19 protein-coding genes and 1 tRNA gene are annotated in these 20573 nt (G+C 68.4%); 8 read left to right on the forward strand and 12 right to left on the reverse strand.

Annotated elements, in window-relative coordinates:
• Window positions 1-13 precede the first annotated feature (13 nt).
• The 6 genes from pyrH to MLE43_RS06820 form a co-directional block, all read right to left on the reverse strand.
• Entirely contained in the window at window positions 14-718 is a 705-nt protein-coding gene (gene pyrH / locus MLE43_RS06795; RefSeq protein ID WP_243302761.1) for a UMP kinase, read from the reverse strand.
• A gap of 87 nt (window positions 719-805) precedes the next feature.
• Entirely contained in the window at window positions 806-1456 is a 651-nt protein-coding gene (tsf, locus tag MLE43_RS06800) for a translation elongation factor Ts (RefSeq protein ID WP_243302763.1), read from the reverse strand.
• 88 nt (window positions 1457-1544) lie between these two features.
• Window positions 1545-2297, reverse strand: a complete 753-nt coding sequence (gene rpsB / locus MLE43_RS06805) for a 30S ribosomal protein S2 (protein ID WP_243302765.1) — start codon at window positions 2295-2297, stop codon at window positions 1545-1547.
• 157 nt (window positions 2298-2454) lie between these two features.
• On the reverse strand, window positions 2455-2847 hold the full coding sequence (rpsI, locus tag MLE43_RS06810) for a 30S ribosomal protein S9 (protein WP_243302767.1): 393 nt from the start codon (window positions 2845-2847) through the stop codon (window positions 2455-2457).
• 13 nt (window positions 2848-2860) lie between these two features.
• Entirely contained in the window at window positions 2861-3295 is a 435-nt protein-coding gene (gene rplM, locus MLE43_RS06815; protein WP_243302771.1) for a 50S ribosomal protein L13, read from the reverse strand.
• A gap of 108 nt (window positions 3296-3403) precedes the next feature.
• Entirely contained in the window at window positions 3404-4480 is a 1077-nt protein-coding gene (locus MLE43_RS06820; protein WP_243302772.1) for a hypothetical protein, read from the reverse strand.
• A gap of 101 nt (window positions 4481-4581) precedes the next feature.
• Here MLE43_RS06820 and MLE43_RS06825 point away from each other — a divergent pair, with 101 nt between their 5' ends.
• Window positions 4582-5319: a hypothetical protein gene (locus MLE43_RS06825; RefSeq protein WP_243302774.1), complete on the forward strand. Its 738-nt coding sequence runs from the start codon at window positions 4582-4584 to the stop codon at window positions 5317-5319.
• A 9-nt stretch (window positions 5320-5328) separates the two neighbouring features.
• On the opposite strand, the gene MLE43_RS06830 is transcribed toward MLE43_RS06825, so the two are convergent.
• Both MLE43_RS06830 and MLE43_RS06835 read right to left on the reverse strand, forming a co-directional pair.
• Window positions 5329-5910, reverse strand: a complete 582-nt coding sequence (locus tag MLE43_RS06830) for a gamma carbonic anhydrase family protein (protein ID WP_243303115.1) — start codon at window positions 5908-5910, stop codon at window positions 5329-5331.
• A 20-nt stretch (window positions 5911-5930) separates the two neighbouring features.
• Complete coding sequence (locus tag MLE43_RS06835) at window positions 5931-6884, reverse strand: YeiH family protein (protein ID WP_275976090.1); 954 nt, start codon at window positions 6882-6884, stop codon at window positions 5931-5933.
• 81 nt (window positions 6885-6965) lie between these two features.
• On the opposite strand from MLE43_RS06835, the gene MLE43_RS06840 reads away from it, so the two are divergent.
• From MLE43_RS06840 to MLE43_RS06860, 5 genes are all read left to right on the forward strand, one after another.
• Window positions 6966-7889, forward strand: coding sequence for a LysR family transcriptional regulator (locus MLE43_RS06840; RefSeq protein ID WP_243302776.1), 924 nt, complete (start codon window positions 6966-6968; stop codon window positions 7887-7889).
• A gap of 8 nt (window positions 7890-7897) precedes the next feature.
• Entirely contained in the window at window positions 7898-9112 is a 1215-nt protein-coding gene (locus MLE43_RS06845) for a pyridoxal phosphate-dependent aminotransferase (protein WP_243302778.1), read from the forward strand.
• A gap of 81 nt (window positions 9113-9193) precedes the next feature.
• Window positions 9194-9268 (forward strand) — tRNA-Val (locus tag MLE43_RS06850).
• A gap of 76 nt (window positions 9269-9344) precedes the next feature.
• Complete coding sequence (gene efp, locus MLE43_RS06855; RefSeq protein WP_243302780.1) at window positions 9345-9911, forward strand: elongation factor P; 567 nt, start codon at window positions 9345-9347, stop codon at window positions 9909-9911.
• A gap of 183 nt (window positions 9912-10094) precedes the next feature.
• Window positions 10095-10769 carry a Crp/Fnr family transcriptional regulator gene (locus MLE43_RS06860; protein WP_243302782.1) on the forward strand — a complete coding sequence of 225 codons (675 nt, stop codon included), beginning with the start codon at window positions 10095-10097 and terminating at the stop codon, window positions 10767-10769.
• A 38-nt stretch (window positions 10770-10807) separates the two neighbouring features.
• On the opposite strand, the gene MLE43_RS06865 is transcribed toward MLE43_RS06860, so the two are convergent.
• The 4 genes from MLE43_RS06865 to MLE43_RS06880 all read right to left on the reverse strand — a co-directional run bounded on the left by MLE43_RS06865 (window position 10808) and on the right by MLE43_RS06880 (window position 15637).
• The gene (locus tag MLE43_RS06865; RefSeq protein ID WP_243302783.1) at window positions 10808-11947 is read right to left on the reverse strand and encodes a molybdopterin molybdotransferase MoeA; all 1140 of its coding nucleotides are present in this window, start codon (window positions 11945-11947) and stop codon (window positions 10808-10810) included.
• A gap of 37 nt (window positions 11948-11984) precedes the next feature.
• Entirely contained in the window at window positions 11985-13490 is a 1506-nt protein-coding gene (locus MLE43_RS06870; protein ID WP_243302784.1) for an MFS transporter, read from the reverse strand.
• A gap of 30 nt (window positions 13491-13520) precedes the next feature.
• A complete protein-coding gene (locus tag MLE43_RS06875) occupies window positions 13521-15053 on the reverse strand; it encodes an MFS transporter (protein ID WP_243302785.1) in 1533 nt (510 codons plus the stop codon).
• A gap of 98 nt (window positions 15054-15151) precedes the next feature.
• Complete coding sequence (locus MLE43_RS06880; protein WP_243302786.1) at window positions 15152-15637, reverse strand: RrF2 family transcriptional regulator; 486 nt, start codon at window positions 15635-15637, stop codon at window positions 15152-15154.
• Between the two features lie 338 nt (window positions 15638-15975).
• Here MLE43_RS06880 and MLE43_RS06885 point away from each other — a divergent pair, with 338 nt between their 5' ends.
• A complete protein-coding gene (locus tag MLE43_RS06885) occupies window positions 15976-16797 on the forward strand; it encodes a c-type cytochrome (RefSeq protein WP_243302787.1) in 822 nt (273 codons plus the stop codon).
• A gap of 18 nt (window positions 16798-16815) precedes the next feature.
• The gene (locus MLE43_RS06890; protein ID WP_243302789.1) at window positions 16816-20442 is read left to right on the forward strand and encodes a nitrate reductase subunit alpha; all 3627 of its coding nucleotides are present in this window, start codon (window positions 16816-16818) and stop codon (window positions 20440-20442) included.
• Window positions 20443-20573: the final 131 nt, after the last annotated feature.

A 20573-nucleotide genomic window follows, 5' to 3' on the forward strand; every position in this document is an offset into this window, starting at 1 on the left:
GGGCCGGGGGCGTTCAGGAAACCAGGGTGCCCACGGGCTCGCCCTGCACGGCGGCCACGAGGTTGCCGGGCTTGTTCATGTCGAAGACGAGGATGGGCAGCTTGTTTTCCATGCACAGGGCGATGGCGGAGGCGTCCATCACCCGGAGGCCCTTCTCCAGCACGTCCTGGAAGCAGATGCGGTCGAAGCGGGTGGCGCTGGGATCCTTCTTCGGATCCGCGGTGTAGATGCCATCCACATTGGTGGCCTTCATCACCACTTCGGCGCAGATCTCGTTGCCGCGCAGCGCGGCAGCGGTGTCGGTGCTGAAGTAGGGGTTGCCGGTGCCCGCGCCGAAGATCACCACGCGGCCCTTCTCCAGGTGGCGGGTGGCCCGGCGGCGGATGTAGCTCTCGGCCACCTTGGGCATCTCCAGGCCGGAGAGGGTGCGGGTGTGGACGCCCTTGTGCTCCAGGGCGTCCTGGAGGGCCAGCGCGTTGATCATGGTGGCCAGCATGCCCATGTGGTCCGCGGTGGTGCGGTCCATGCCCTTGGTGGCGCCTGCCACGCCCCGGAAGATGTTGCCGCCGCCGATGACGAGGCCCACCTCCACGCCCAGTTCCCGGATGGCCTTGACCTGGTCGGCGATCATGTTCACCACGGCCGGGTCGATGCCGTACTTCTGCTCGCCCATGAGGGCTTCGCCGGAGAGCTTGAGGAGGATGCGCTTGAATTTCATGGAGGCTCCAGACCGGATTCGGGTGCGTGGGGTCCTACCTACAAAAAGGGCGGCCCGGAGGCCGCCCTTTTTGTAGCAGAGAAAAGACTACTTGGCGGCGGCGACTTCGGCGGCGAAGTTCTCGCTGCGCTTCTCGAGGCCCTCGCCCATGACGTACTTGGTGAAGCGGCGGATGCTGAGCTTCTCGCCGATCTCCGCCGTCTTCTGGGACAGGTACTGCTGGATGGTGAGGTCGGGGTTCATGATGAAGGGCTGTTCGAGGAGGCAGACCTCCTTGAAGATGCTGTTCATCTTGCCTTCGACGATCTTCTCGACGATGTTCTGGGGCTTGCCGGTGGCCAGGGCCTGCTCCATGGCGATGCGCTTCTCGGTCTCCAGGAAGTCCTGGGTGACCTCGTCCTTGGTGACGAAGCGCGGCGCGGGATCGGCGGCCGCGATGTGCATCGCGATTTCCTTCACCAGGCGCTGGAAGGCCTCGTTGCGGGCCACGAAGTCGGTCTCGGAGTTCACTTCGACCAGCACGCCCACGCGGCCGCCGGGGTGGATGTAGGCCTCCACGATGCCTTCGGCGGCGATGCGGTCGGCCTTCTTGGCGGAGGCGGCCATGCCCTTCTTGCGGAGCCACTCGATGGCCTGCTCCATGTCGCCGTTGTTCTCTTCCAGGGCCTTCTTGCAGTCCATCATGCCGAGGCCGGTCTTCTCGCGCAGCGTCTTCACGTCATTGGCGGTGAATGCCATGGGTTATCTCCTGGATCGTGGGGGCTTCAGACCATCAGCCATCAGCGGGCGGACCCTCTGATGGCTGACGAAGGTAGTGGGGGAGGGTCTAGCCCTCGACTTCCATCTTTTCGGCCATCATCTTCTTCATGTCCTCGCTGTCGCCCTTGTCGCGGAAGGACTGGCGGCCCTCGAGGATGGAGTCGGCCACGCGCTCGGAGAAGAGCAGAATGGAGCGGATCGCATCGTCATTGGCGGGGATCACGTAGTCGACCATGTCGGGATCGCAGTTGGTGTCGACGATGCCGACGACCTTGATGCCGATCTTCTTGGCCTCGGTGACGGCGATGTCCTCGCGGTGCGGATCGATGACGAAGATGACGTCCGGCAGCGAACGCATGTCGCGGATGCCGTGGAAGCTGGCTTCCAGCTTCAGGCGGGTGCGGTTCAGGGTGAGGAGTTCCTTCTTGGAGAGCATGGCCGTGCGGGCGGGATCCGCCAGGGTGGCTTCGATCTCGCGGAACTTCTCGAGGCTCTTCTTGATGGTGGCGAAGTTGGTCAGCATGCCGCCCAGCCAGCGGTTGTTGACGTAGAAGGCGCCGCAGCGGGCGGCCTGCTCGGCGATCAGCTCCTGGGCCTGGGGCTTGGTGGCCACGAAGAGGAAGTTCTTCCCCTCGCCGGCGGCCTTGGTCAGGAAGTTGGCGGCCGTGTTCCAGAGGCGCAGGGTCTTCTGGAGGTCGATGATGTAGATGCTGTTGCGGGCCCCGAAGATGTACTTCTTCATCTTGGGGTTCCAACGCTTGGTCTGGTGTCCGAAGTGGGCACCGGCCTCGAGAAGTTCCTTCATCTGGATGGCAGCCATGCTGGCCTCCCTGGTCAAGCGGCGTGGGTGAAGGTGCCGCGGGTGGGATGAAAGGCGTTGGGTTGAATCCCTTCGCCCGAATCGTCCGCCGAGGGTGAGGTTCGGTCGGACCGGAAAAACGGAAGGGGGATCCGAGGATCCCCCTTCCAGAGACGAACTAGCGCTTGCTGAACTGGAAGCGACGACGGGCGGCCTTGCGACCGGGCTTCTTGCGTTCCTTCATGCGGGGGTCGCGGGTCAGGAGACCGGCGCCGCGCAGCAGGGACTTCAGCTGCTCGTTGTAGCCGAGCAGGGCGCGGGAGATGCCCATGCGGATGGCCGAGGCCTGGCCGGCGGGGCCGCCGCCGGTGACGCTGATGATCATGTCGAACTTGCCGTCGAGGTCGGCCAGCACCAGGGGCTGGTGGACCATCATGCGGAGCACGGCGTTCGGGAAGTAGCTCTCGAGGCTGCGGCCGTTGACGCTGATCTTGCCAGTGCCGGGACGGAGGAAGGCGCGAGCGGCCGCGCTCTTGCGGCGACCGGTTCCGTAGTTCTGCGAAATGGCCATGGGTTCCTCGCCTCTACTTCTGGATGGTCAGGATCTGGGGCTGCTGGGCGGCCTGCTCGTGGTCGGGGCCGGCATAGACCTTGAGCTTGCGGTACATCGCCCGGCCGAGGGGGCCCTTGGGCAGCATGCCCTTGACCGCGCTCTCGATGATGCGCTCGGGGAAGGTGGTCTTCATCACCTCGGCGCGGACTTCCTTCATGGAGCCGGGCTGGGTGGTGGTGCGGCGGTAGAACTTCTGCACGCCCTTCTTGCCGGTCAGCACCGCCTTCTCGGCGTTGATGACGATGACGTGGTCGCCGGTGTCGAGGAAGGGGGTCCAGGTCGGCTTGTTCTTGCCGGAGAGGACATCCGCCACCGCGGTGCTCAGGCGGCCCACGGGGATCCCGGTGGCATCCACCAGGAACCACTGGCGCTTCAGATCGTTGGCTTTCGGGAAGTACGTGCTCATGGCCTGCTCCGGAATCGGGATCGGGCTGCGGGGACACCACCCTACGGGCGGCGAGTCCACAGAAGGGAAAGCTTATCGTTGAGGGGCCGGGGGGTCAAGCCGGGATTTCTAGGCACCCCCGCCCAGCTTCCACAATTCCTGCGCGATGCGCGACGCCCCCAGGCCATCGACGAGGGCCATGCCGTCGCGGACCTGCTCCTGGCGGTTGTCCTGGCCCTCGGGCCCGAGCCATTGGGCCAGGGCCCCGCTCACGACGGTGAGGTCCGCCTCAGGGCCGACGCCCAGGTCGAAGCAGCCGTTGGCCATGGCCAGGTCCGCGAGAATGCTGTGCTGCCGCTCGTTCTGCCCCCAGACCGTGGCGGGGATGCCCATGCACAGGGCCTCGGCCAGGGTCACGCCGGCGGAGCACCAGATGGCGTCATGGTCCGGGATGCGGCGGGTGAGGCCGGGGAGGCTCTTCACCACGGTGCAGCCCGGGAAGGCCGTCCCCTGGAGGCCGTTCGGGGCCAGCAGGGTGCAGGCGCCGTGCCAGCGATCTTCGGCCACGAGGCGCGCGAGGGTGTCGAAGGCCTTCTGCGCCAGATTCGGACCATCGCTGCCACCGAAGGTGATGAGCAGCTTGTGGACCGCCAGCGGCTGGAGGGGCACCCGCTTGGGTCGCAGCTCCAGCGCCGCCTTGTCCACCACGATGAAGTTGGAGCCGCGCACCACGCGGCAGGCGCCGGAGGTCGTCTCGTAGGGGCGCACCTTGCGCCCGTCCACGACCTTCACGGGATGGTCCGGCCAGCGCACGCCCTCCAGGAAGGGCTGGAAGAGCAGGTCCGCGGTCTCGTGGGCGTCCGTGTCGTCCTCCATCACCGCCACCTTCAGGGGCCGCAGGGCCTGGAGGAAGTCGGCGCTGGTGTCCCACTGGTCCACGAGCACTGCCGCGGCGCGGGCCTTCAGTGGGGCCGGCAGCGGGGCGTGGATGGACTCGCCCAGGTAGGTGGCCTCGCAGGGCAGGGGCTGGTCCAGGAAGGGGTGCGTGCCGCCGCCCACGCGCCGGGCCCTGTCATCGCCCGACACGGCGATGCAGGCCTGGCCGCCCAGGGCACGCCAGGCTTCCTGGAGGGCGAGGGCGCGGGCCACATGGCCCAGCCCAAGGCGCAGATCGGCGTGGACGCGGAGGATCAGCAGGGGGGACATGATCCGGAGAGTCTAGCCCAGCCCGTCCACCAGCGGGAGGGTTGAACTTCCGGAAAGGGGCGCCTTCTGGGAAGCTGGGGCCACCCCCATTGGAGATCTCCATGTCCGACGCCTTCCCGACGTCCGCCCCCGTCCCGGCCCCGGGCGCCAAGGCCGCCAAGCTGTGCGGCATCCTCGCCATCGTCTTCGCGCTCACCTGCGTGGGCATCCCCGTGGCGATCATCCTGGGCATCGTCGCCCTGGTGCAGCAGGCCAAGGCCAAGCGCCTGGCCAAGGCGGAGCCGGGGCGGTACCAGCCCGTTCCGGCCACGGGACTCGTCACGGGGATCATCGGGCTGGTGCTCCCGCTGCTGATGCTCCCGTTCCTGGGCATCGTGGGCGCCATCGCCATCCCGGCCATGCTGGGCCAGCGGGAACGCGCCCGGGAGATCGCCGTCCAGGCCAACCTGGATGTGGCACGGATCCGCGCCGATGCAGAGGTGCAGGCGGCCCTGGCGAAGGCGCCAGGCCAGCCGCCCTCCCCGGAAGCCATCATCCAGCTCCTCGTCGCCGACCCGGCGGTCGTCGCCCTCAAAAACCCCGTGGTTCCCTCGGCTCCCGGCCTGCAGCGGGGCACCTCCGGTCCGCTGGGCACGGTGATGGTCCATCCGGCCCGGGAGCAGGAGGGCGGCGTCACCGTCTGGTCCGTGAAGTTCCGGGCCGTGGTCAAGCGGGGCGGGCAGGACCGCGTGCTCGAGGCGGAAGTCGTCACGCACACCCAGGAGCAGGTGCAGGGCCGCACCGAGGACGGCTGGGAGGTGGTCACCGCGCCGGCGGAAGGGGCGGCTCAGCGCCCCTAGCCAGGCCGGTCAGGGGAAGGGATGCCCCTCGGCGAATCCGGGCCGCGGGGCGTTGATCACCGGGGCCTCCGCGATGGGCCAGCCGTCGGCGAAGTAGGCCTCCTTGTAGCGCACATAGCGGGTCCAGACGCTCGCCACGAGCTCCCGCTGCTTCCCGCTGAGGGGCCCCTTCACCGTGGCGGGCCAGCCGGCCACCAGGCTGTGGGGCGGGGCCTGGAAGCCCTCGCGTACCAGGCTGCCCGCGGCCACGAGGCAGCCCTCGCCGATCTCCGCGCCGTCCATGATGGTGGTGCTCATGCCGATGAGCGCGTTCTTCCGGATGGTGCAGCCGTGGAGCATCACATGGTGCGCGAGGCTCACCTCCTCTTCGATGAGGAGCGGCCACTTCCCGTTGGTGACGTGCAGGCAGCAGGCATCCTGGATGTTGGTGCGGGCGCCGATGCGGATCCAGTTCACGTCCCCGCGGAGGATGCAGTTGAACCAGATGCTGGCGTCGTCGCCGATGGTCACGTCGCCCAGCGCCAGCGCGCTGTCCGCCAGGAACACGCGGCTGCCGATGCGGGGGACCATGCCTTGGAAAGGGCGGATCATGCGGCCTCCAGGCGGGAAGTCTAACCCACCGTCAGCCATCCCAGCTTCACGGCGCCGAGTCCCAGCGACCCCACGATCAGCCAGAGCGCCAGGCCCTGGAGGAAGGGGCGCAGGCCCACGGTGCGCAGGGCCTCGCGGCTGAGTCCGGCGCCGATGAGGAAGAGCGTGAGCACCAACACGCGCCGGGCGGCCGCCGCGACCAGATGGCCGGGCGTGTGCAGGGCCGGGACGAACGTGACGAGGGCGGCCATGGCCAGGAAGCCGGCGATGAACCAGGGTTTCTTCACCGGGGGCGCATCGGCGGCGGCAGGCCCGCGCCGGGCCAGGAACCAGCCGATGCCGAGGGTGAGGGGCACGATCCACAGGGCCCGGGCCAGCTTCACGGTGGTGGCCACCTCCAGGGCCCGGGGACCGTAGGCCAGCCCCGCGCCCACCACGGAGCTGGTGTCGTGGATGGCCAGGGCGGACCAGAGGCCGAAGGCGTCCTGGCCCAGTCCGGTGGCGTGGCCCAGGGGCGGGAAGATCACCAGGGCCGCGGCGTTCAGCAGGAAGACCGTGGCAAGGGCCACGGAGATGGCCTGGTCCCGGGCCCGGATCACCGGCGCCACCGCCGCGATGGCGCTGCCGCCGCAGATGGCCGTGCCGACGGAGATCAGCAGACCGGCCTCCCGGTCGACCTTCAGCAGCCGGGCCAGCCAGAGCCCCAGGGCGAGCACCAGGGTCAGGCTCAGGGCCGTATAGCCGAGGCCATGCAGGCCAGCCTTGGCCACGGCCCGCAGGTTCATGTCCGCCCCCAGTCCGATGACGGCCAGGGGCAGCAGGCGGTGCGTCCAGGTGCGGGTGAGGGCCAGCCGCGGATTCCCTGCGGTGAGGGCGATGGCCGCGCCGCCCACGAGGGCCGCCGCCGCCGGCGTGAAGGGGGCCAGGGCCAGGAGGGCGCCGAGGGGCAGGAGCAGGGAGGCGAGGGTCTTCATGGGGTTCAAAGGTAGACCCGTTCGATTCAAAAAAATAATAGTCATAATGGATGACCTATCAGAATAACGGATGGAGTCCGCATGCTTGACGACCTCGACCCCCGCCGGCTGGAGACCTTCCGCGTCGTGGCCCAGGCGGGGCGGATCTCAGCCGCCGCCAAGGCGCTCAACCTGTCACAGCCCGCCGTGACGGCCCAGATCCGGCAGCTGGAGGCGGACCTGGGCCGCCCGCTCTTCACCCGCCATGCCTCCGGCGTCCAGCTCACCGGGACCGGCCGCCTCCTGCTGGACTACGCCCGCCGGGTCCACCACCTGCTGGCGGAGGCGGCCGAACGCCTCCAGGCCGAGGAACCGCCCGCCGGGGAGCTGCGCCTGGGCGCCAGCACCACGGCGGCCGCCTACATCCTGCCGCCGGTGCTCCAGGCCTTCACCGCCGGGTGCGGGCCGGCCCCCCTGATCCTGGAGGTGGGCAACACGGACGAAGTGCTGGCCTGGGTCCGGGAGGGTCGGGTGCCCCTCGCCCTCGTGGAAGGACTGACGCGGGCCCCGGGCCTGTCGCTGCAGCCCTACCTGAGGGATGAGCTGGTGGCCGTCCGGGCGGTCCGTGCGCCGGAGGGGCTCCGGGCGGTGCGGACCGCCGCGGACCTGGCCGGGGTGCCGCTCATCTGGCGCGAGCCGGGCTCCGGAACCCGGGTGGTTTTGGAACGGGCCCTGCGCAGGATGCGGCTGGTCCATGGGCCCCGGGCCATGGACCTGGTGGTGGGCGATACCGAGGCCATCAAGTCCTGCGTCCTGCTGGGGCTGGGGATCGGCTTCCTGTCCCGCTGGAGCATCCAGCGGGAGCTGCTGCGGGGCACCCTGGAGCTGATCCCCCTGCCGGACCTGAGCATCCCCCGGACTTTTTCATGGGCCCAGGTCGGTGGAGGGCTCGCGGGCCGGCCTGCGGCCTTCCTGCGCCATGCCCTGGCACATCCTCCTGCGCCATCGGGGGGGCCGGGACGGTAGGCTAGAGCATGACTGAGCAGCTCATCCCCACTCGGCGCGACTTCCCGGCGGACGATCCCATCTTCGCCCTGAACACCGAGGCCCAGGCCCGGAAGGCGGCGGGCGAATCCATCCTCAATGCCACCGTGGGCGCCCTGCTGGATGAGGCGGGCCAGCTGGTGGTCCATGAGACGGTGATGGACCTGTGGCGGGAACTGGGCGCCATGGAGGTGGCCCCCTACGCGCCCATCGCCGGCGATCCCGCATTCCTGAAGGCGCTCGTGCAGCGGTACTGGCCCGGCCTCGAGGGGCCGGGGGCCGCCTGCGCCACGCCCGGAGGCAGCGGTGCGCTCTCCCTCTCCCTGCGGAACTTCCTGGAGCCGGGCCAGGCGCTCCTCACCACGGCCCCGTACTGGGGGCCCTACGCCACCATGGCGGGGGAGAACGGCATGCGGGTGGCGACGGCGCCCTGGCCGGCGGTCGGGCAGAGCCTGGACGCCGCCGCCTGGGATGCGGCGCTGCGGGCCCAGATGAAGGCCCAGGGCCGCGTCATGGTCTGGCTCAACGATCCCTGCCACAACCCCTCGGGGCGCAGCCTGTCCGCCGCGGACCGGGCGGCGCTCCTGGGCCTGCTGCGGGAGGTGGGGGCCCTGGGGCCCGTCACCCTGCTGCTGGATCTCGCCTACCTGGACTACACGAGGGAGCCGGAGGCCGTGGCCGCGGCCCTCAAGGACTACGCGGCCCTGGGTGCCGAAGGCCGGGTGCTGGTGGGCGCCTCCATGTCCCTGTCCAAGTCCCTGACCCTCTACGGAGGCCGCGGCGGGGCCCTGGCCTTCCCCTGGTGCGCCGATCCGGCCCTGCAGGCGGCGCTCACGCAGGCGTGCCGGGGCACCTGGTCCAACTGTCCCCGGGCCCCCCAGGCCCTGTTGCTGCGGCTGGCGAAGGATGGCAAGGCCCAGGCGCGCCTGGCGGCCGAGCACCGCCACTGGTCCGAGGTGCTGGCGGCCCGGGCCCGGGCCCTGGACGCGGCCATGGAGGCCGAGGGCATGGCCGCCTTCCGCTGGACGGGGGGGTTCTTCGTCACCGCTCCCGCGGCCGATCCCGAGGCCGCCTGCGAAGGCCTCAAGGCGGAGGGCGTCTTCACGGTGCCCCTGCCCGAGGGGCTGCGCGTGGGCCTCTGCGGCCTGCGGGCGGACGAGGCCCCGCGGTTCGCCCGGGCCCTGCGCAAGGTGACCGCCCGCTGATCTCCCGCCCACGCAGACGTGGTCCGGGATCCGACGTCGGGCTTGGAAACGGACGGATCCTGGGTTATTCTGGTCGACCGCGGGCGTATAACTCAGCGGTAGAGTGCTACCTTCACACGGTAGAAGTCCCAGGTTCGAATCCTGGTACGCCCACCACTCCAAGCTAAGGCCCTGATCGTGATCGGGGCCTTTTCTTCTTCCAGCCAGTTCCCATTACCCTCGGGAGTCTCCCATGCCTCTGATCCTCGCCACCCAGGTCCGCGCCGGGATGATCGTCAACTTCGAGAACGAGCTCTGCCGCGTCATCAGCGTCGAGCACCAGACCCCCGGAAACCTGCCGGCCCGGGTCCAGGTGAAGATGAAGCGCCTCAAGGACGGCATCAACCGCGAGAACCGCTTCGGCAGCTCCGACAAGGTGGACAAGGCCAGCCTCGAACAGCACATGCTGGAGTTCCTCTACGAGGACGGCAACAACCTCGTCTTCATGAACAACGAGACCTACGAGCAGCTGGAAGTGAGCAAGGAGATCCTCGGCGACGACATGGTCTTCCTCGAGCCGAACATGCAGGTGGAGATCGAGTTCTACGAAGGGCAGCCCATGGGCGCCACGCTGCCGCCCAGCGTCGTGCTGGAGATCGTCGAGACCGATCCCGTCATGAAGAACGCCAACGCCACCGGCTCCTACAAGCCCGCCAAGCTGGACAACGGCATCACCGTGGGCGTCCCTCCCTACATGGAGGCCGGACAGAAGATCCGCGTGAACACGGTGGATCGCACCTTCATGGAACGCGTGAAGTAGGCGCGATCTCATGGACAAGGCCCCGGTAGGCAGATGCCGCCGGGGCCTTGTCCTGTACGAATTCCACCAGACGAAATTCCCACCCCGCGGTAAAGTACTGGTCGCTTGGTTCCCGGAGGCGTGACCTGGATCACAATCCGATGGAAATGTGCGATAACTGATCTAGTGCCTTGGTGGAGCCCCATGCCTCAAGCAGTCCTCAATCTGAGAAGGATCGAGTTCCTGGCGGGGCTGCCCATGAACGCCGCCGAAGAACTGGCCAGCATCGCCGAGATGCGGCGGTTCCCCGATGGCGCCCGGGTCTATACGCAGGGAGACCACGTCCCCGGCGTCTATGTGGTGGTGAAGGGTGGCCTCAAGGTCTTCCGCACGGACGGCCGGGGCCGGGTCCAGGTGCTCCAGTTCCTCAAGGTCGGGGACTGCGTGGGCGAGGTGGCCGTGTTCGATGGCGCCTCCATCGCCTCCAGTGCCGAGTCCCATGGCGAGACCGAGTGCTGGCTCATCCCCTCCGCGCCCCTGCGCCAGATCGTCCACCGCCACCCCGAGGTGGCCGAGATGCTCATCCACCACTTCGCCGCCAAGGTGCGCCACCTGGTGACCCTGGTGGAGACCCTCAGCCTGCACAGCGTGCCCGAGCGCGTGGCCCAGCTGCTGCTGGAGGCCCACGAGTCCCACCCCATGCGGTCCCTGGTGGAGTTCCAGGAGACCCAGGAGGACCTGGCCCAGTGCATCGGCGCCAGCCGCGAGGCCTTCAGCCGAGCCCTGCGTCTGCTGACCGACCTCGGCCTCATCCAGAGCACCTTCCCCGTGGTGCGCATCCTGGATCTGGGGAAGCTGCAGCGGTACGCCAAGGGCTGAGCCGCGTTCCAAAACGCTTCGCGCTTTCTGAGCTGGGGCTACACCACCGCCAGATAGCGGACCTTGGCCCCCGGTTCCTCGCCGGGAGCCTCGATCCACGCGAAGGCATCGGCCTGGGCCAGGGTGACGAGGTCGGCGGAGCCCTTGCCTGGCAGGGGATGGAGCTGGCCGTCCACGAGGCGGCAGGGATGCAGGAGGGGCCGGTCCCCCTTGTGCCTGACCGCGGCAGCCAGGCGGGCCCGGCGCCAGGGATCGGGCTGGGCGCGGCCCTCCAGCTTGGCCAGGGCCACGGGCAGGAAGAGCAGGGCGTTGACATAGGCGGATACGGGGTTGCCCGGCAGGCCGAGCACCAGCAGGTCGCCCAGCTGGGCCGCCAGCATGGGCTTGCCGGGCTTGAGGCGGATCTTGTGGAAGAGGACCGTGGCGCCGAGGTCCCTCAGCACCGCCGGCAGGTGGTCGTGCTCGCCCATGCTCACGCCGCCGGAGGTGAGGAGGATGCGGACGCCGCCGGGATTCCGGAGGGCCGCCGCCAGGGTCGCCGGGTCATCGGGCAGGGCGGGGCGCCGCTCGACTTCGGCCCCCAAGGTGTGGGCCAGGGCGGCCAGCATGGGGCCGTTGGAATCGCGGATCTGGTGGGGCAGCGGATCGGCCACCAGCTCGTCGCCGGTGGAAGCCACGGCCACGCGGATCCGCGTGGGTGAAGGCAGGGGCCGGCCCACCCAGGCCCGCAGCGCGGCGCGGGCCACGTTCAGGGGCTGGTCCGCGGCCAGCAGCAGGTCCCCGGCGTGGGCCTGGCCCCCGCGGCGGCGGACATGGTCGCCGGCCTCCGGGGCCGCCTGGGGATGGATGAGGCCGTCGGCCTCATGCAGCTGTTCCACGGGCAGGATGGCGTCCGCGCCCGCGGGCAGGGCGGCGCCGGTCATGATGCGCACGGCGGTGCCGGGCGTGACGGTGAAGGCCGCCGGATCATCGCCCGCGTAGAGGGTGCCCAGGAGGCGGCGCGGGGCGCGTCCATCCTCCGAGCGCAGGGCCACGCCGTCCATGGCCGCCAGGTCCGTGGCCGGGTCGTCCCGGTCCGCCCGCACCTCAGACGAGGCCGGCGCGGGCAGGGCCGCCCAGAGCCGGTTCAGGGCCTCGTCCAGGGGCAGCAGGTCGGGATGGTCGCAGCTCATGGCCATGGGCGAAGGATACCGCCACGACCCCTGCAGGGCACTGTCAGCAGTGCACCTCGGCGCCCTTCCGCGTGTAGTACCACCAGTTGATGACGAGGCAGACCACGTAGAAGGCCGCGAAGCCGTAGAGGGCGTACTGCACCGTGCCCGCGGCGATCTGGGACTTGAAGACCGTGGGGATGACATAGCTGCCGTAGGCCGCGATGGCGCCGGTCCAGCCCAGCACGGGGCCCGCGAACTGGGGCTCGAAGATGAAGGGCACCATCTGGAAGGTGCTGCCGTTGCCGATGCCCGAACCCAGGAAGAGGAGCAGGAAGCTCAGGAGGAAGGGCATGAAGAGATGGGCGGGGTTGGGGTTCCCCTGGGCCTGCTTGATGACCACGGCCACGGCCAGGGCGCCGATGATCTGGATGACCGTGGACCACTGGGTGATGACGGAGCCCCGGAACTTGTCCGAGAGCCAGCCGCCCACGGGCCGGATGAGGCTGCCCACGAGGGGGCCCAGGAAGGCGTAGGTGGCGGGGTTGGTGACGCTCTTGCCGAAGAAGAGCTTGAGCAGCAGGGGGAAGGCGGCGGAATACCCGATGAAGCTGCCGAAGGTCATGATGTAGAGCAGGGTCATGAGCCAGGTGTGCTTCATGCGGAAGATGGCGAACTGCTTGTCGAGGCTCGTCTTCACCTTGCCGGGCAGGAGCTTGAGCAGGGCCAGGCAGACGGCGATGGCCAGCAGCACCAGGCCCAGCTGGGCGCCGAGGCCCAGCTTGGGGTAGCGCACCACGATCCAGGCCACCAGCCCCGCCGCGGCGAAGGCGGGCAGGTGCAGCCCCAGGATCTTGCCGAGGGCGGCCGGCGTGTGGTCGCTGTCGTGGTGGGGCAGGTTGTGCATGCCGAACCAGGAGGCCACCGCCAGCACCACCAGGAAGGGCAGCCACACGAGGGCGCCGTTCTGCACCCACATCTGCTTCCCGAGGGCCGTGATGTGCGGCGCGCCGGAGAGGGCGCCGAACAGGGCCGAGCCCATCACCGCAGGCACCACCAGCTGCATGACGCTCACGCCCAGGTTGCCGATGCCTGCGTTGATGCCCAGGGCCAGGCCCGCGGAGCGCTTGGGGAAGAAGCTGTTGATGTTGGACATGGAGGAGGAGAAATTGCCCCCGCCCACGCCGGAGAGCACCGCGAGGATCGCGAAGGTGGAGAAGGGCGTCGCCTTGTCCTGCAGGGCGATGCCCGCGCCCAGGGCCGGCGCGATGAGCATGGCCGTGGTGAGGGCCACCACGTTGCGTCCGCCCGCCAGGGCCACCATGAAGGAGTTGGGGATGCGCAGCGTGGCGCCGGAGAGGCCCGCGATGCTGATGAGGGTGAAGAGCTGGGCATCCGTGAAGGGGAAGCCCGCGTCCTTCATGCGGACGGTGAGGATGGACCAGAACATCCACACCGCGAAGGCGCAGAGGAGGCTGGGCACGGAGATGGCGAGGTTCCGGTGGGCGATGCGCTTGCCGCCGAGCCAGAAGGTCTCGTCCTCGACGTTCCATTCGGTGAGTTTGGCCATGGGATCTCCAGTGCGAAGGGCGGGTCGGACTCAGGCGGGTTCGGCGGCGTCGGCGCCGACGAGGGCAGGCGAGGGCGTGGGGTGTTCGAAGCGGGTGAAGAGGGTCTCATTCTGCTCGCGGGTGAGGCGGCGCACCACGGTGTGGAGCCAGACCAGGCAGACGACGGACAGGACCGTGAGGAACAGCCACATGGTGGTCCACAGACCCGTGGCCTTGAGCAGGTAGCCGAAGAGGATGGGGCCCACGAAGCCGCCCAGGCCGCCGATGACCCCCACGATGCCCCCCACCACGCCCACCTCGTCGGGGAAGTAGTCGGGAATGTAGCGGTAGACCGCCGCCTTCCCGATGCCCCACACGATGCCCACCACGAAGACCAGGAAGGTGAAGATCCACACATTGGCCTGGAAGAACACATGGGTGGTGCCGGCGGCCAGCAGCTGCTTCTTTTTCACGCGGTCGCCCACCTTGACTGCGGGCGTCTGCCAGAAGCGGCTCTGGGGGAGGACCAGCAGGCGCTCGTTCGGCATCTCCGGCTCACTTCCCTTCGTCCGGAAGGCATAGGCGGTATCTCCCACTACGATGCGGCCGGGGGCCACCTCCGTCACGACGCCGCCCACCTGGGCCAGCACGGAAGGCCCGGGGCTCTCGATGGACATGCGCGGCACCATGAGCGCCGCGCAGGCCACGATGCTGAGCCCGAAAGTCCAGTACATCACCGCCCTGGCGCCGAAGCGGTCGGACATCCAGCCTCCCGCGGCGCGGATGAGGCCCGAGGGCAGGCTGAAGAGGGAGGCCAGGAGGCCGGCCATGGCGAGGCTCATGCCGTAGACGCCCACATAGTAGGGGATCAGCCACTGGGCCAGGGCCACGAAGCAGCCGAACACCAGGAAGTAGTAGAGGCCGAAGCGCCACACACGGAGGTGGCGCAGGGGCGAGAGCATCTGGGCGAAGGTCTTGCCCCGGGCGCCCTCCGCCTTCTTCTCGTGGGTGAGCAGGAAGAAGGCCACGGCCATGACCAGCAGGACGGCGGCGTAGAGCTTCGGCAGCATGCGCCAGGCCTCCAGGTTCGCGCCGCCCGCCGTGAGCTTCTTCAGGAGGAAGGGCGCGCCCATGCTGGTGAGCGCCGAGCCCGCGTTGCCCGCGCCGAAGATGCCGAGCGCCGTGCCCTGGCGCGCCTTGCTGAACCAGACGCTGGAGTAGGCGATGCCCACGGCGAAGGCCGCGCCCGACAGGCCGAAGCCGAGCGAAGCCAGGAGGAAACCCCGGTAACTCTGGACGCTGCCCAGCAGCCAGGTGGGCAGGGCGGCCAGTAGGAGCAGGATGGTGTAGACCTTCCGCCCGCCGAAGCGGTCCGTGAGCAGGCCCACGGGCAGCCGCATGACCGAGCCCGTGAGCACTGGGATGCCGATGAGCCAGCCGATCTGGGCCGTGTCCCAGCGGAAGAGGCCGTTCTCCACCAGGAAGGTGACGAGGACGCCGTTCAGCGTCCACACGGCGAAGCAGAGGGTGAAGGCCAGGGTGCTCATGGCCAGGGCGGTGGCGGCTCGGGATCGATCCGACATGGGCGGCTCCGGGTGAGATGTAAAACAGATTTAAATATCCTAAAATAGATCGCGAGACGGGCCGGAGATCGTGATGGGGATCACGCGCTCTCGAATATCTATACGGGGGCGGCCACCGCGAGATCCGGGTCCTCCGGCCGGTTCGGCGCGGATTGGGCCGCCTGGAGGTCGCGGAGCGAGGTCTGGGCCAGGACCCGGGTGAGGAGGGTCTGCAGGACGTCCCAGGCGGGGCGGATGGGGCAGTGGCAGTCCTCGCCCACCGCGGCGTGGCCCAGCAGGCAGTCCTCGAAGGGCTCCGGGCCCTCCATGGCCAGCACCACCTCCCGCAGCGTGATGTGTTCCGGGGCGCGGGTCAGGCGGAACCCTCCCGTGGGGCCCCGGAGGGACTCGAGGAGCCCCGCGTGGCACAGGGCCTGGAGGATCTTGGCCAGGAAGGGGCCGGGCAGGCCCAGTTCTGCGGCCAGGTTCCGGGCCAGCCGGTAGGTCCCGTCCCCGGGCATCCGCACGAGGGCCTGCAGCGCATAGCGCGTGGGGGCGTGGAAGAGGCTGCGCGGATGCGGACAGCCGGGCTGGGGATGGTTCATGGACCTTCCGGAAGAAAAGTAAAAGGAATTTGTAGTCTGAATATAGATCGGCTACGGAAGGGCGCCATGCCTGAATTTTGCGATTTCCAAGGCGCTCCGGCCGGGGGTTCCTCCGGAGCTGGATCCAGGGGGAGATGGGACCTCAAGATGGCGACGAGTGTCAGTATATATCATTAATAATTGATAATAAATATGTTATTTAAAATAAAAAATTCAACCATTTCTGACATGAACCCCCTTGCGCAGGGGGCGGAGGGGGCGCCATACTTGGCCGAATTTCAGAATAATCATTCCTAAAATCGCCGTGCCCTTGCCGGCTGCTCCCCCGAGGAGGTGTTGTGTTCCCCAGGATCACGCCACGACAGGTGCTCGCCTGGGCCGTCCTCGCGGCCTTGGCCCCTATGTTGGCTCCAGGCCTGGCCGCCCAGGACGCCGAGGCCCAGTTCCGCAAGAGCTGCATGAGCTGCCACACCATCGGCGCAGGCCGGAAGGTGGGCCCCGACCTCAAGGGTCTGGGCCAGCGCCGGCCCCACGAGTGGTCCACCAAGTTCATCCAGATGCCCTCGGCCCAGCTGGACGGGGGCGATCCCACGGCCGCCGCCCTCCTCCGGGAGTTCAACGGCACCCGCATGCCGGATCTGGGCGTGACGGCCGCCGAGGCCCAGGCCCTCGTCAAGCTCATCGACGACATCACCGCCGCGGGGAAGACCCTCGGCACCGCGGCCATCGCCCGGGCCGCCACGGCCGCGGACATCCGCCAGGGCCAGCAGCTCTTCATGGGCCTCACCCGCTTCGCCTCCGGCGCGCCCGCCTGCCTGTCCTGCCACAGCGCCCAGGGCCTGGGCGGCTTCGGGGGAGGGCGCCTGGGCCCGGACCTCACGGGGGCCTCCGGGAAGCTGGGCGTGGGCCTGGTGTCGGCCATCGAGAACCCCGCCTTCCCCACCATGCAGGGGGTGTTCCAGAAGACACCCCTCACGGCGGAGGAGGCCTTCCAGGTGGGCAGCTTCATCAAGAGCCTCGCGGCCCAGCCCCCCGCCCGCACGGACATGGCCTTCCCCGTCCTGGGCATCGTGGGCCTCGTCTCCGGCATGTTGCTGGCCGGCCGCCTGGGCCGCCGACGATTCCGGGGCCTGCGCCGCAACCTCAAGCCACGCGCCTGATCCAGAAGGAACCGAGACATGACCGAGCGCAAGCAGAGCCACTGGATCACCGACATCGTCGACCCCGAGACCCGCTCCTGGGAGGAGTTCTACCGGAACCGCTGGGCCCACGACAAGGTCGTGCGCAGCACCCACGGCGTGAACTGCACGGGGAGCTGCGGCTGGAACATCTATGTGAAGGAAGGGATCGTCACCTGGGAGATGCAGGTGGTCGACTACCCGCTCCTGGATGAGAAGGTGCCGCCCTACGAGCCCCGCGGCTGCCAGCGCGGCATCAGCTTCAGCTGGTACCTCTACAGCCCCCTGCGGGTGAAGTTCCCCTACCTGAGGGGCGCCCTCATGGACCTCTGGGAGGAGGCCAAGGGCAAGCACCAGGATCCCGTGGCTGCCTGGGCCAGCATCCAGAACGACCCCGACAAGCGCTCGCGCTACCAGCGCGCCCGGGGCAAGGGCGGCTTCCGCCGGGCCTCCTGGGACCAGGTGGGCGAGCTCATCGCCGCCGCCAACATCCACACCATCAAGACCCACGGGCCGGATCGCATCGCGGGCTTCAGCCCCATCCCCGCCATGTCCATGCTGAGCTACGCCGCGGGCTCGCGGTTCATCCAGCTCATGGGCGGCACCAACCTCAGCTTCTACGACTGGTATTGCGACCTTCCCCCCAGCAGCCCCGAGATGTGGGGCGAGCAGACGGACGTGCAGGAGAGCGCGGACTGGTACAACGCCAAGTTCCTGGCCGTCATGGGCTCGAACCTGAACATGACCCGCACGCCGGATTGCCACTTCGCCGCCGAGAGCCGCCACAACGGCACGAAGATGGTGGTCTTCAGCCCCGACTTCAACCAGGTGGCCAAGTACGCGGACGAGTGGATGCCCGTCCACCAGGGCCAGGACGGCGCCTTCTGGATGGCGGTGAACCATGTGATCCTCACGGAGTTCCACCACCAGAAACAGGTGCCCTTCTTCCTGGACTACCAGAAGACCTACACGGACGGGCCGTTCCTGGTGGAACTGACGGAAATCGATGGCGGCTATCGCCCCGGCCAGCTGCTGCGCGCTGGGCGCCTCGCCAAGTACGCCGACGAGGAACACGGCGAGTGGAAGTTCCTCATGTGGGACGAGGGCAGCGGCGCGCCCAAGATGCCCAAGGGCTCCGTGGGCCACCGCTGGGGCACCAAGCAGGGCCAGTGGAACCTGCTGCTCCAGGACGGCAAGGATGACAGCCCCATCGCCCCGACGTTGACGTTCCTCGGCGAAGGAGCGGAGCAGGTGCAGTTCGACGACTTCGCCGATGGCAGCACCAGCTTCCGCGGCGTGCCCGTGCGGCGCATTCCCCTGGCGGACGGCGGCACGGCCCTCGTCACCACGGTCTATGACCTGCTCATGGCCCAGTTCGGCGTGGAGCGTGGCCTGGGCGGCGCCTATCCCAAGGACTACGACGACGCCGCCGGCGTCTACACGCCGGCCTGGCAGGAGCGCATCACGGGCCTGTCGCGGGAGAACGTGCTGCGCTTCGCCCGCGAGTGGGCCCGCACGGCGGAACTGACCAAGGGCAAGTGCACGGTCATCATCGGTGCCGGCATCAACCACTGGTACCACAACAACCTCATCTACCGCGCCGCCCAGCACGCGCTGGTCTTCTGCGGCTGCATCGGCACCAACGGCGGCGGCCTCGCCCACTACGTCGGCCAGGAGAAGCTGGCGCCCGTGGCCTCCTGGTCCGCCATCGCCATGGCCCGGGACTGGGTGCCCGTGAACCGCCTGCAGAACGGCCCCAGCTGGCACTACGTCAACTCGGACCAGTGGCGCTACGAGCGCGAGTTCAAGGCCTACAACACCGTGCCCGATGGCAGCAGCCTCGTGGAAGGCCACTGCATGAACATGCAGACCCGTGCCGTGCGCAGCGGCTGGCTGCCCTTCTACCCGCAGTACAACGAGAACCCCATGGCCGTGGTGGCCGACGCGCGCAAGGCCGGCGCCAGGGACGAGGCCGCCATCATCGCCAGCACCGTGGACCGCCTCAAGAAGAAGGACCTCCGCTTCTCCGTGGAGGATCCCGATGCCCAGGAGAACTGGCCCCGCGTCTGGTTCATCTGGCGCGGCAACGCCATCGGCACCAGCGCCAAGGGCCACGAGTTCTTCCTCAAGCACTACCTGGGCACCCACAGCAATGCCATCGCCGAAGAGGTGGCCGAAGGCACCCTCAAGGATGTGACCTGGCGCCCCTCGGTCACCGGGAAGATGGATCTGGTCGTCGACATCAACTTCCGCATGGACACCTCGGCCCTCTACAGCGACATCGTGCTGCCCACGGCCACCTGGTACGAGAAGACCGACCTCAACTCCACGGACATGCACAGCTTCATCAACCCGTTGTCCGCGGCCGTGCCGCCCTGCTGGGAATCGAAGAGCGACTGGGACATCTTCCGGGACATGGCCAAGCGGGTGAGCGAGCTGGCGGCCAAGCACCTTCCCGATCCCATCGAGGACCTCGTCTCCTCGCCCCTGGCCCATGACACCCCCGCCGAGATCGCCCAGCCTCACATCCGCGACTGGATGGCCGGCGAGTGCGAGGCCATCCCCGGCAAGACCATGCCCGGGCTGAAGGTGGTCATGCGGGACTACAAGACGGTCTACGAGAAGTTCATTTCCCTCGGCCCCATGGTGCGGGAGCAGGGCTTGGGCGCCCACGGCGTCAAATACCCCATCTCGGATGTCTACGACGACATGCTGAACACGCATCCCACGGTGATGGTGGAAGGCCAGAAGCGGCCCAGCCTGGAGGAGGACACCCACGCCGCCAACGCGCTGCTGCACCTAGCGCCGGAGACCAACGGCGAGCTGGCCTACCGGGCCTATCAATACATGGAAGGGCGCACGGGGCTGCCTTTGAAAGATCTGGCTGAGCCCTACCGGGGCGTGCGGCGCACTTTCAAGGATCTGCTGTCCCAGCCCCGCCGCGTCATCAACAGCCCCTGCTGGTCTGGCCTGGTGGATGACAAGCGCCCCTACTCGGCCTTCACCTACAACGTGGAGCGGATGGTGCCCTGGCGGACACTCACGGGTCGCCAGCACTGCTACCTGGATCATGAGGGCTACCTGGCCTTCGGCGAGCACCTGCCCACCTACAAGCCCACGCCACCCGCCCAGATCCTCGGCGACCTGAGTTGCTCCAAGCGCGAGGGGAACACGCTCCTCCTCAACTTCCTCACACCCCACGGAAAGTGGCACATCCACTCCACCTACGGCGACACCGAGCGCATGACCACTCTGTCGCGGGGCCAGGATCCCCTCTGGCTCAGCGAAGAGGACGCCGCCTCCATCGGCCTCAAGGACAACGACTGGGTGGAGATCCACAACGACAACGGCGTGGTGGTGGTCCGCTGCTGTGTCAGCGCCCGCATTCCGAAGGGCGCCTGCATCCAGTACCACGCCACGGAACGCACCTACAGCGTGCCCAAGTCCCCCCTGCGGGGCATGAAACGGGCCGGCATGAACAACAGCCTCACCCGGGCACGGCTCAAGCCGAACCTCATGGTGGGTGGCTACGGGCAGTTCAGCTACCACTTCAACTACTGGGGCCCCACCGGCGGGAACCGCGAAACGGTGGTCTACGTCCGCAAGCTCGGCCAGCTGGTCTGGTGAGGGGCGGCCATGACGCATTCACTGGAACAAAAAAGCAACCGCGAAAGGGTGCGAAAGCAAATCCCCGTTTCCCCTTTTCGCGTTTTTTCGCGTGATTTGGCGGTTTCAGATTTTTCGCTGAGAGGTCTCTG

The organism is Geothrix oryzisoli, assembly GCF_022808865.1.
GTDB classification, from domain to species: Bacteria; Acidobacteriota; Holophagae; order Holophagales; family Holophagaceae; genus Geothrix; species Geothrix oryzisoli.

Coding starts and splice junctions, on each gene's coding strand:
- efp (WP_243302780.1), top strand. CDS start 9,345: ATGCCTCTGATCCTCGCCACCCAGGTCCGCGCCGGGATGATCGTCAAC.
- MLE43_RS06825 (WP_243302774.1), top strand. CDS start 4,582: ATGTCCGACGCCTTCCCGACGTCCGCCCCCGTCCCGGCCCCGGGCGCC.
- rpsI (WP_243302767.1), bottom strand. CDS start 2,847: ATGGCCATTTCGCAGAACTACGGAACCGGTCGCCGCAAGAGCGCGGCC.
- MLE43_RS06830 (WP_243303115.1), bottom strand. CDS start 5,910: ATGATCCGCCCTTTCCAAGGCATGGTCCCCCGCATCGGCAGCCGCGTG.
- MLE43_RS06820 (WP_243302772.1), bottom strand. CDS start 4,480: ATGTCCCCCCTGCTGATCCTCCGCGTCCACGCCGATCTGCGCCTTGGG.
- MLE43_RS06880 (WP_243302786.1), bottom strand. CDS start 15,637: ATGAACCATCCCCAGCCCGGCTGTCCGCATCCGCGCAGCCTCTTCCAC.
- MLE43_RS06835 (WP_275976090.1), bottom strand. CDS start 6,884: ATGAAGACCCTCGCCTCCCTGCTCCTGCCCCTCGGCGCCCTCCTGGCC.
- MLE43_RS06840 (WP_243302776.1), top strand. CDS start 6,966: ATGCTTGACGACCTCGACCCCCGCCGGCTGGAGACCTTCCGCGTCGTG.
- rpsB (WP_243302765.1), bottom strand. CDS start 2,297: ATGGCTGCCATCCAGATGAAGGAACTTCTCGAGGCCGGTGCCCACTTC.
- MLE43_RS06865 (WP_243302783.1), bottom strand. CDS start 11,947: ATGGCCATGAGCTGCGACCATCCCGACCTGCTGCCCCTGGACGAGGCC.
- tsf (WP_243302763.1), bottom strand. CDS start 1,456: ATGGCATTCACCGCCAATGACGTGAAGACGCTGCGCGAGAAGACCGGC.
- rplM (WP_243302771.1), bottom strand. CDS start 3,295: ATGAGCACGTACTTCCCGAAAGCCAACGATCTGAAGCGCCAGTGGTTC.
- MLE43_RS06870 (WP_243302784.1), bottom strand. CDS start 13,490: ATGGCCAAACTCACCGAATGGAACGTCGAGGACGAGACCTTCTGGCTC.
- MLE43_RS06860 (WP_243302782.1), top strand. CDS start 10,095: ATGCCTCAAGCAGTCCTCAATCTGAGAAGGATCGAGTTCCTGGCGGGG.
- pyrH (WP_243302761.1), bottom strand. CDS start 718: ATGAAATTCAAGCGCATCCTCCTCAAGCTCTCCGGCGAAGCCCTCATG.
- MLE43_RS06890 (WP_243302789.1), top strand. CDS start 16,816: ATGACCGAGCGCAAGCAGAGCCACTGGATCACCGACATCGTCGACCCC.
- MLE43_RS06875 (WP_243302785.1), bottom strand. CDS start 15,053: ATGTCGGATCGATCCCGAGCCGCCACCGCCCTGGCCATGAGCACCCTG.
- MLE43_RS06845 (WP_243302778.1), top strand. CDS start 7,898: ATGACTGAGCAGCTCATCCCCACTCGGCGCGACTTCCCGGCGGACGAT.